The 1,035-nt window shown below is 56.8% G+C and carries 1 rRNA gene; it reads left to right on the top strand.

From position 1 onward, the window contains the following. A 23S ribosomal RNA gene (locus tag ACFWTE_RS30025) occupies window positions 1-1,035 on the top strand; the annotation flags it as partial.

Raw genomic sequence — 1,035 nt, 5'->3', positions numbered from 1 at the left:
GTTGAAAACCTGGGGGATGACCTGTGGTTAGGGGTGAAAGGCCAATCAAACTCCGTGATAGCTGGTTCTCCCCGAAATGCATTTAGGTGCAGCGTCGTGTGTTTCTTGCCGGAGGTAGAGCACTGGATAGGCGATGGGCCCTACCGGGTTACTGACCTTAGCCAAACTCCGAATGCCGGTAAGTGAGAGCACGGCAGTGAGACTGTGGGGGATAAGCTCCATGGTCGAGAGGGAAACAGCCCAGAGCATCGACTAAGGCCCCTAAGCGTACGCTAAGTGGGAAAGGATGTGGAGTCGCAGAGACAACCAGGAGGTTGGCTTAGAAGCAGCCACCCTTGAAAGAGTGCGTAATAGCTCACTGGTCTAGTGATTCCGCGCCGACAATGTAGCGGGGCTCAAGCGTACCGCCGAAGTCGTGTCATTGCAGCATGAGGGCCAACGCCCGCTGTGATGGGTAGGGGAGCGTCGTGTGCCGGGTGAAGCAGCCGCGGAAGCGAGTTGTGGACGGTTCACGAGTGAGAATGCAGGCATGAGTAGCGATACACACGTGAGAAACGTGTGCGCCGATTGACTAAGGGTTCCTGGGTCAAGCTGATCTGCCCAGGGTAAGTCGGGACCTAAGGCGAGGCCGACAGGCGTAGTCGATGGACAACCGGTTGATATTCCGGTACCCGCTTTGAAACGCCCAGTACTGAATCAGGCGATGCTAAGTCCGTGAAGCCGGCCCGATCTCTTCGGAGTTGAGGGTAGTGGTGGAGCCGATGAACCAGACTTGTAGTAGGTAAGCGATGGGGTGACGCAGGAAGGTAGTCCAGCCCGGGCGGTGGTTGTCCCGGGGTAAGGGTGTAGGGCGTTGTCCAGGTAAATCCGGACAGCACATAGCCTGAGACCTGATGCCGAGCCGATTGTGGTGAAGTGGATGATCCTATGCTGTCGAGAAAAGCCTCTAGCGAGTTTCATGGCGGCCCGTACCCTAAACCGACTCAGGTGGTCAGGGAGAGAATACCGAGGCGTACGGGTGAACTATGGTTAAGG

Origin of the sequence: Nocardiopsis sp. NPDC058631 (genome assembly GCF_042716955.1) — a bacterium.
Lineage (GTDB): Bacteria > Actinomycetota > Actinomycetes > Streptosporangiales > Streptosporangiaceae > Nocardiopsis.
This window is presented reverse-complemented; position numbering and strand designations above follow the sequence as displayed.